General features: G+C 64.9%; 9 protein-coding genes and 1 pseudogene. 7 read left to right on the top strand and 3 right to left on the bottom strand.

Annotation, left to right across the window (positions count from 1 at the left end; translation table 11 throughout):
- The 5 genes and pseudogenes from LCF60_RS09360 to LCF60_RS09340 all read left to right on the top strand — a co-directional run.
- Positions 1–200, top strand: a pseudogene (locus tag LCF60_RS09360) (YIP1 family protein); the annotation flags it as partial.
- Positions 197–787 (top strand): YIP1 family protein, encoded by a 591-nt coding sequence (locus LCF60_RS09355; RefSeq protein WP_292291340.1) that lies wholly within the window; start codon positions 197–199, stop codon positions 785–787. The pseudogene LCF60_RS09360 and the gene LCF60_RS09355, both read left to right, overlap by 4 nt.
- The gene (locus LCF60_RS09350; protein ID WP_292291338.1) at positions 780–2000 is read left to right on the top strand and encodes a cysteine desulfurase; all 1221 of its coding nucleotides are present in this window, start codon (positions 780–782) and stop codon (positions 1998–2000) included. Before LCF60_RS09355 ends, LCF60_RS09350 begins: the two co-directional genes overlap by 8 nt.
- Positions 2001–2014: 14 nt before the next feature.
- A complete protein-coding gene (locus LCF60_RS09345) occupies positions 2015–2443 on the top strand; it encodes a heme-binding protein (RefSeq protein ID WP_292291337.1) in 429 nt (142 codons plus the stop codon).
- Positions 2444–2455: 12 nt separating this feature from the next.
- Positions 2456–3271, top strand: a complete 816-nt coding sequence (locus tag LCF60_RS09340; protein WP_292291336.1) for a gamma-glutamyl-gamma-aminobutyrate hydrolase family protein — start codon at positions 2456–2458, stop codon at positions 3269–3271.
- Here LCF60_RS09340 and kynU read toward each other — a convergent pair.
- The 3 genes from kynU to LCF60_RS09325 are packed head-to-tail and all read right to left on the bottom strand — an operon-like array spanning position 3268 to position 6066.
- Positions 3268–4461 carry a kynureninase gene (kynU, locus tag LCF60_RS09335; RefSeq protein WP_292291335.1) on the bottom strand — a complete coding sequence of 398 codons (1194 nt, stop codon included), beginning with the start codon at positions 4459–4461 and terminating at the stop codon, positions 3268–3270. The genes LCF60_RS09340 and kynU overlap by 4 nt on opposite strands.
- 19 nt (positions 4462–4480) lie before the next feature.
- Positions 4481–5314 carry a tryptophan 2,3-dioxygenase gene (gene kynA, locus LCF60_RS09330; protein ID WP_292291333.1) on the bottom strand — a complete coding sequence of 278 codons (834 nt, stop codon included), beginning with the start codon at positions 5312–5314 and terminating at the stop codon, positions 4481–4483.
- Positions 5311–6066, bottom strand: coding sequence for an SDR family oxidoreductase (locus tag LCF60_RS09325; RefSeq protein ID WP_292291332.1), 756 nt, complete (start codon positions 6064–6066; stop codon positions 5311–5313). The genes kynA and LCF60_RS09325 overlap by 4 nt, the downstream gene beginning before the upstream one ends.
- A 127-nt stretch (positions 6067–6193) precedes the next feature.
- Here LCF60_RS09325 and LCF60_RS09320 point away from each other — a divergent pair, with 127 nt between their 5' ends.
- The gene (locus LCF60_RS09320) at positions 6194–7141 is read left to right on the top strand and encodes an MBL fold metallo-hydrolase (protein WP_292291331.1); all 948 of its coding nucleotides are present in this window, start codon (positions 6194–6196) and stop codon (positions 7139–7141) included.
- Between the two features lie 100 nt (positions 7142–7241).
- On the top strand, positions 7242–7982 hold the full coding sequence (locus LCF60_RS09315; RefSeq protein WP_292291330.1) for a thermonuclease family protein: 741 nt from the start codon (positions 7242–7244) through the stop codon (positions 7980–7982).
- Positions 7983–8029: the final 47 nt, after the last annotated feature.

The following is an 8029-nucleotide window of genomic DNA, read 5'->3' as shown; positions in this document are numbered from 1 at the left end:
GGGGACCATCGTTCAACGCACGATTGGCACTGTTCTGGAGCCTTCTGGCGTCGTCGCCGCTCATTCTGCTGAATGGGCTGGTCGCGGGCTATATCGGGGCAGGGATACAACTGACCATTGTCGGGATGATCTGGTTTTGCGTCTTCATGTGGTTCTGGATCGCCAGCATGCTGGCCGTCTACCGCGGAGCTGCCACGTGACGGTTCCGGGGTTCTTCCGGCTTGCGCTGAACACGGTCACGGCCCCGCGCGACGTGGCGCGGCTGTTGCTGTCGATGTCCCTGCCGTCGCAGGTGCTCTGGCTGGCCTTTGCGCTGGTGATCGTGCTCAACACGCTGATGTTCTCGCTGTCGCTGTTGACGACACCGCCGAGCGACGCCCTTGGCCCTCTGCTTGGCAGCCCGATCGTGTTCGGCGTGATGCTGGCGGTGTCGGTCGCGGCGCTGATCTTTGCGGTCACGGTCTGCGGGCGGCCGTTGGGCGGGCGCGCGACCTATGGTCAGGTTGCCATCCTGGTGATCTGGCTTCAGGCCTTGCGGGTCCTGGTGCAGGCGGCCGTGGTCGTTCTCGGGCCGGTGAGCCTGTTCCTGTCGGGGGTCGTGATCAGCGCCGCATCGGTGCTGGGCATCTGGATCTTCGTCAACTTCATCGATGTCGCCCACGAGGTGGGCAGCCTGCTCAAGGCGGGTTTGATTCTGCTGCTGGCCGTGGTCGGCATGATGCTGGGGCTGAGCCTGATCTTCAGCCTGCTCGGCGTTCAGACCGGAGGGATTCCTGGATATGTATGACGTCACCGAAATTCGGCGCGATTTTCCGATCCTGTCGCGGGAGGTGAATGGCAAGCCGTTGGTCTATCTCGACAACGGGGCCAGCGCGCAGAAACCGCAGGTGGTGATCGACGCGATCACGCGGGCCTATGGCGAGGAATATGCCAACGTGCATCGCGGGCTGCATTACCTGTCGAACCTCGCAACCGAAAAGTACGAGAGCACGCGGGGCGTGATCGCGAAATTCCTTGGGGTAAAGGATGAAGACGAGATCGTCATGAACACCGGCACCACGATGGGGATCAACACCGTGGCTTACGGCTGGGCGATGCCCAACCTCAAGGCCGGGGATGAGATCATCCTGTCGGTGATGGAGCATCACGCCAATATCGTGCCCTGGCATTTCCTGCGCGAACGGCAGGGCGTGGTGATCAAGTGGGTGGATGTGGACAGCACCGGCTATCTGGACCCGCAGGCGGTGATCGACGCGATGGGGCCGAAGACCAGGCTGGTCGCGGTGACGCATCTTTCCAACGTTTTGGGAACCGTTGTCGATGTGAAGACCATCTGCGACGCGGCGCGCGAACGGGGCATTGCCACGCTGATCGACGGGTCACAGGCGGCGGTGCACATGCCGGTGAACGTCGATGACATCGGCTGTGATTTCTATGCCATCACCGGGCACAAGCTTTATGGGCCGTCCGGGTCGGGTGCCATCTACATGCGCAAGGCCCGGATGGCCGAGATGCAGCCCTTTCTTGGCGGTGGCGACATGATCCGCGAGGTGCACAAGGACGAGGTGCTGTGGAACGACGCGCCGATGATGTTCGAGGCGGGCACGCCGGGCATCGTGCAGCAGATCGGCCTTGGTGTGGCGCTGGATTACATGATGGGGCTGGGGATGGAGAACATCGCCGCCCACGAGGCGCGGTTGCGCGACTATGCGCGGACGCGTCTGGACGGCCTGAATTGGGTGCAGGTGCAGGGCACAACGCCTGACAAGGCGGCAATCTTCAGTTTTACGCTGGACGGCGCGGCGCATGCGCATGACATCTCGACGATCCTTGACAAGAAGGGTGTCGCGGTGCGGGCGGGTCAGCATTGCACCGGGCCGCTGATGGACCATCTGGGGCTGACCGCGACCTGCAGGGCGTCATTCGGGTTGTACAATACCGAAGAAGAAGTGGATAAACTGGTCGATGCGCTGGAACTGGCGCATGATCTTTTTGCCTGAACCGGGAGGACAGAATGGCGACCATATCCTTGCGCCGCGCGCGCACCATCATCCGCAAGACGCTTGAAGCGGGGCGCGCCGCCGAGATGAAGCCGCTGTCGGTCATCGTGCTCGATGCGGGCGGCAACGTGCAGGCTTTCGAGCGCGAGGATGGCGCCAGCCCCGGCCGGTTCCAGATCGCGCATGGCAAGGCCTATGGCACCGTGATGCTGGGCATGGCGGGCACCGCGCAAAAGGGCCGCGCCGAAGAACAGGCGTATTTCATCACCGCCGCCGGTGCGGCGCTTGGCGGGCAGATGGTGCCGGTTCCGGGCGGCGTTCTGGTGCGCGATGCCAAGGGCGCTGTGCTGGGCGCGGTGGGTGTGACCGGCGACACGTCGGACAATGATGCCGCGGCCGCGAAGGCCGGGATCGAAGCGGTTGGATTGACAGCCGAGATATAGGGAACAGGACTTATGGCGCGGCCAGTCGTCGGAATCATCGGCAACCAGCATCTGATCAACGATCAGTACCCCGCGCATGCGGGTGGGTCGATGAACTCGGAAGCGGTGGCGCAGGTGGCCGATTGCGTGCCGCTGGTGGTGCCGGCCGATCCGCGTTTCGTCTCGGTCGAGGAACTGTTGGAAGTGTGCGACGGGTTCCTGCTGACCGGCGGGCGGCCCAATGTCCACCCCGAGGAATACGGCGAGGCCGAGACCGAGGCGCATGGCGCCTTTGACCGGGCGCGCGATGCGATCGCCCTGCCGCTGGTGCGCGCCTGCGTCGAGCGCGGCCAGCCCTTTCTCGGGATTTGCCGGGGCTTTCAGGAGGTGAACGTGGCAATGGGGGGCACGCTGCATCCCGAGATCCGCGATCTGCCGGGGCGGATGAACCACCGGATGCCGCCGGATGGCACACTTGAGGAAAAGTTCGCCCTGCGCCACGTGGTGACGCTGTCGGAGGGGGGCGTGTTCCATCGGTTGTTCGGATCGAACGAGGTGATGACCAACACGCTGCACGGGCAGGGGATCAAGACCCCCGGCGCGCGCATCGTGATCGACGGGCACGCGCCCGATGGCACACCCGAGGCGACCTTCATCAGGGACGCGCCGGGGTTTACCCTGTCCGTGCAATGGCATCCGGAATGGGACGCGGCCAACGACCCGGTGTCGCGACCGCTGTTTCAGGCGTTCGGCGACGCGGTGCGGGCCTGGGCGCAGGGAAAAAAGGTCGTGGGCGGACAACGCGTCGACGCGTTGCAAGTCTCCGTCGACGGAGACTCGCGCGCCTAGGTCACCGCCTTGCGCTGTTTGAAGTCCGGTGTGTCCCAAAGGCGGTCGCGCATGATCCGCGCGAGGATGTCGACCGCCGCGTCCACGTCGTCTTCGCTCAGGTAGAGCGGCGTGAAGCCGAACCGCATGATGTCCGGCGCGCGGAAATCCCCGATCACCTTGTGGGCGATCAGCGCCTGTATCGCGGCGTAGCCCTCGGCGAACTGAAAGCTGACCTGTGATCCGCGCTGGACCGGGTCGCGCGGGCTGGCCAGCGTCAGGTCGGGGCAGGTGGCCTCGACCCCTGCGATGAAGCGCTCTGACAGGACGATGGATTGCGCGCGCAGGTCATTCATGTCCACGTCGTCCCACGCATCGAGCGCCGCGTCGAGCGCCGCCATCTGCACGATGGGCGGCGTGCCGACCCGCATCCGGGCGATGCCCGCGCCGGGGGTGTAGCCCAGATCGAAGGCGAAGGGGCTGTCATGGCCCAGCCAGCCCGAGAGTGCGGGCAGCGCATTGTCCGCATGGCGCGGTGAGACGTAGATGAAGGCGGGCGCGCCGGGGCCGCCATTGAGGTACTTGTAGGTGCAGCCCACCGCGAAATCGGCCTTTGCCCCCGCCAGATCGACCGGCAGGGCACCAGCGGAGTGTGCGAGATCCCAGACTGTGACCACGCCATGTGCATGTGCCTTCTGCGTCAGGGCGGCCATGTCGTGTTTGCGCCCGGTGCGGTAATCCACCTCGGTGATCAGCGTCACGGCGATCTCTTCGGAGATGGCGTCCGCAACCTCTTCGGGGGCGACGAGGCGCAGTTCATACTCCGGACCAAGCAGCGAGATCAGCCCCTCGGCCATGTAGAGGTCGGAGGGGAAATTGCCGGTGTCCGACAGGATCACACGCCGGTCCGGGGTCAGCTTGATCGCGGCGGCGAGTGCCTGAAACACCTTGATCGACAGCGTGTCGCCCACCACCACGTGACCCGGCTCCGCGCCGATCAGACGCCCGATCCGGTCGCCCAGCCGCGCGGGCATGTCCATCCAGCCGCAGGCGTTCCAGCCAGTGATCAGGTGGTCGCCCCATTCGGCTGTCATGGTCTGCGCCACGCGGGCGGCGGCGGATCTCGGTAATGGTCCCAGAGAGTTGCCGTCGAGATAGATCATGCCTTCGGGCAGGTGAAAGGCGGCGCGGGTGGCGGAGAAATCGGTCATGTCGTCCCTTTCCGGGGTCTTAGAGTTTGGTGCGCAGGTGCCAGAGATCGGGGAAAAGCTCAACCTCGAGCATGCGCTTGAGATAGGACACGCCGCCGGTACCGCCGGTGCCGCGTTTCAGACCGATCACCCGTTCCACGGTGGTGACGTGATTGAAGCGCCAGCGGCGGAAGTAATCTTCGAGATCGACCAGCTTTTCCGCCAGTTCGTAGAGATCCCAGTAGCGTGCGGGGTCGCGGTAGACCTGGGCCCATGCGGCCTGCACGGCCTCGTCCGGCTGATGCGGCTTGGACCGGTCGCGGTTCAGAGCGGCGTCCGGCAGGGGCACCGCCTGCGCCAGCCTGACCAGCGCGCAATCGTAAAGCGACGGCTTGTCCAGCTCGGCCCGCAGGCGGCTTTCAAGGTCCGGCCGGTGCGCGTGCGGCTTGATCATCGCCCTGTTGCGGTTGCCCAGCAGAAACTCGATCTCGCGGTATTGCGCAGATTGAAAGCCCGAACTCTGGCCCAGGGATTCGCGGAAGGTCGTGTAATCGCTGGGTGTCATGGTGCGCAGCACGTCCCAGGCGGAATTCAGCTGTTCGAAAATGCGGGCCACGCGGGACAGCAGCTTGAAGGCGGGGCGGATGTCCTTGGCACCCAGCGTGTCGCGCGCGGCGTGCAATTCGTGCAGCGCCAGTCGCATCCACAATTCCGAGGTCTGGTGCTGGACGATGAACAGCAATTCGTCATGCGCGGTGCTGAGCGGGTGCTGTGCGTCCAGAACGGCATCGAGGCCGAGATAGTCGGTATAGGACATGCGCCCGTCGAACGACATCTGCGCGCCGTCGCGGGCGGGATCATATGGATCGCTCACACCTCGCCCCCCGCGATCTGGAGGGCCTGCCCGTTGATGCTGCCGGAATGGTCGCCACAGAGCCAGAGCGCGGCATCCGCCACTTCCTCGGGGGCAATCAGGCGGCCATGCGGGTTCACGTCGACCATCAGCTTGCGCGCCACCGCTTCGTCCATGCCGGTGCGCGCGGCGATGGAGGCAGCGTTGCCGGACACGATGTCGGTATCCACATAGGCCGGGCAGAGCGCGTTGAACGTATAGGGCTTGCCCGCGTAATCCGCGGCCAGCCCCCGGATCAGCCCGACCACGGCATGTTTCGACGCCGAGTAGCAGGGCGCGCCCTTGAGGCCGCGCAACCCGGCGATCGAACTGACGGCGATGACGCGGCCCCAGCCTGTGTCGCGCATCGATTTCAGACATTCGCGGATCGTCAGGAACGTGCCGTCCAGGTTGGTCGCCATCATGTTGCGCCAGAAAGCCATGTCCATCTTGTGCAGCGCGCGGCCCTCGGCGATCCCGGCATTGGCGACGCAGATCTGCACCGGGCCTCTGGCCGCGACGGCCTGCGCGATGCCGTCCACCACCGACGCCTCGTCCTGCACATCCATCACCAGCGGGTGCAGGTCATGTGCCTTTGCGGCGGTTTCGAGCGTTTCGGCCCGTCGCCCGGTGATCGTCACCACCGCGCCCGCGTCGCGCAGCGCGACCGCGATGGCCAGCCCGATCCCGGTGCCGCCCCCGGTGATCAGCGCGTGTTTGCCTGCCAGTGTCATTCCGTCCTCCCGATCCGCCTGGCGCGACCCTAGCGGTCTGACGCGCAGGAGCAAGATGGCGCACCGCAAAGGGATTGCAATTGTTATTCGCATACATGAATGTGTGCGCAACAGGAGGAGACCACCGATGCGCAAGACCCTGACCCTGACCGCCGTGCTGACCGCCGGCATGGCGAGTGCCAGCGAAGACATCGCCGACAAGTACCCGCAATCCGAGCTTTACGACAAACCGGTCGAGGTGATCCCGCATGTCTTTTCGGCCATTGGGGCAACCGCCCCGCCGACCTATGAAAACGCGGGCCACAACAACAACCTGAGCTTTGTCGTCACCGGCGATGGCGTGGTGGTGATCAATGGCGGCGCCTCGGCGCGGCTGGCTGCGGCGCTGCACGAGGAGATCAAGGCGGTGACCGACCAGCGTGTGAAGCTGGTGATCAACGAGAACGGGCAGGGCCATGCGGTCCTCGGCAATTCCTACTGGGCGGATCAGGGTGTGGATATCCTGGCCCATGAAGATGCCATCGCGGTGGTCGAGGCGGATGGCGATTTCATCCTGCAAGGCATGCAGGGCTACAACCGCGACCGCGCCGAGGGCACTCGGGTCGTGGTGCCCAACCTGAGCTTTTCCGACAGGCACGTGGTCGAGATGGGCGACGCGACGCTCGAGGTGCTGCATCTGGGCCCGGCGCATGATCCGGGCGACGTGCAGGTCTGGATTCCGCAATGGGGCATCGTGATTGCCGGGGACATCGCCTTTCACGAACGGATGCCGCCGATCTTTGCCGAAACCGACACGGACGCCTGGATCGACACCTTCGACGGACCGTTCACGGCGCTGGGCGCGACCTATGTGATACCCGGCCACGGCCACCCGACGAACATGGCCCAGGTGACGCGCTACACCAGCGATTACATCAAGGATCTGCGAGGGAAGATCGGCGCGCATATCGAAGAGGGCGGCGATCTGGCCAGCGCCTATTACGTCGACCAGTCGAACTGGGCGCATCTGGACACGTTCGAAGAACTGGCGACCAAGAACGCCGGGCGCGTCTTCGAAGAGATGGAATGGGAATAGGGCGCGTTTGCCCAGGCCCTCAGGGCGGATGCCGCGCCTCGGTTAACTTTTCTTAACGACGTCCATTTTGTTGCCGTTTTTGTCCGGCTATATTCACGGAATGTTAAGAATTGCGCTTTTTTCCTCCCTTCTTCTTCTGGGGTCGATGGCTCATGCCGGGCCGGATGGCCACATCCGAGTGATCGATGGCGATACGATCGAGGTGGGCGACGCGACGGTGCGCCTTCACGCCATCGACGCGCCCGAGACCGATCAGACCTGCGGTGACGCCAACAGCCCCGCCTGGGCTTGCGGCGCGTGGGTCCGCGACGAGACACGGGCGCTCTACGAGGGCCGGCACGCCCGCTGCGTGACTACGGACACCGATCGCTATGGTCGCACGGTCGCCACCTGCCGCGTCGACGGACAGGACATCGGCGAACGGCTGGTGAGCGACGGGCTGGCCTTTGCCTATCGGCGCTACGGGATGGACTATGATCTGGCCGAGAAAGCCGCGGCGGTGAATGGCCGGGGCCTGCATGCGACCGGGGTCATGTCGCCCGCAGCCTTTCGGGCGGCCAAGCGGGCGCAGGCCCGGCCGGCCGATCCTCAGACCGACACCGGGGCGAAAACCGTGACCGTGCAGCGCGGTACACCCGACGGGAAAAGCCTGCTGCCGAACGCCTTGAACCCCGCCTGCACGATCAAGGGCAATATCAGCCCGAACAGCGGCGAGCGCATCTACCACGTGCCCGGACAGCCCTATTACGGGGCCACGCGCATCTCGCTTGGCAAGGGCGAACGCTGGTTCTGTTCCGAAGCCGAAGCCCGCAAGGCGGGTTGGAGAAAAGCGCGAAACTGACACCGGTTTGATCCGGGTCAAGGTCAAGGATGGATCGCTCTGCCAAC

Source organism: Marivita sp., assembly GCF_020055635.1.
GTDB lineage: Bacteria > Pseudomonadota > Alphaproteobacteria > Rhodobacterales > Rhodobacteraceae > Marivita.
Note: the sequence above shows the minus strand (reverse complement) of the source record. Positions and strands in the feature narration are given on the sequence as shown.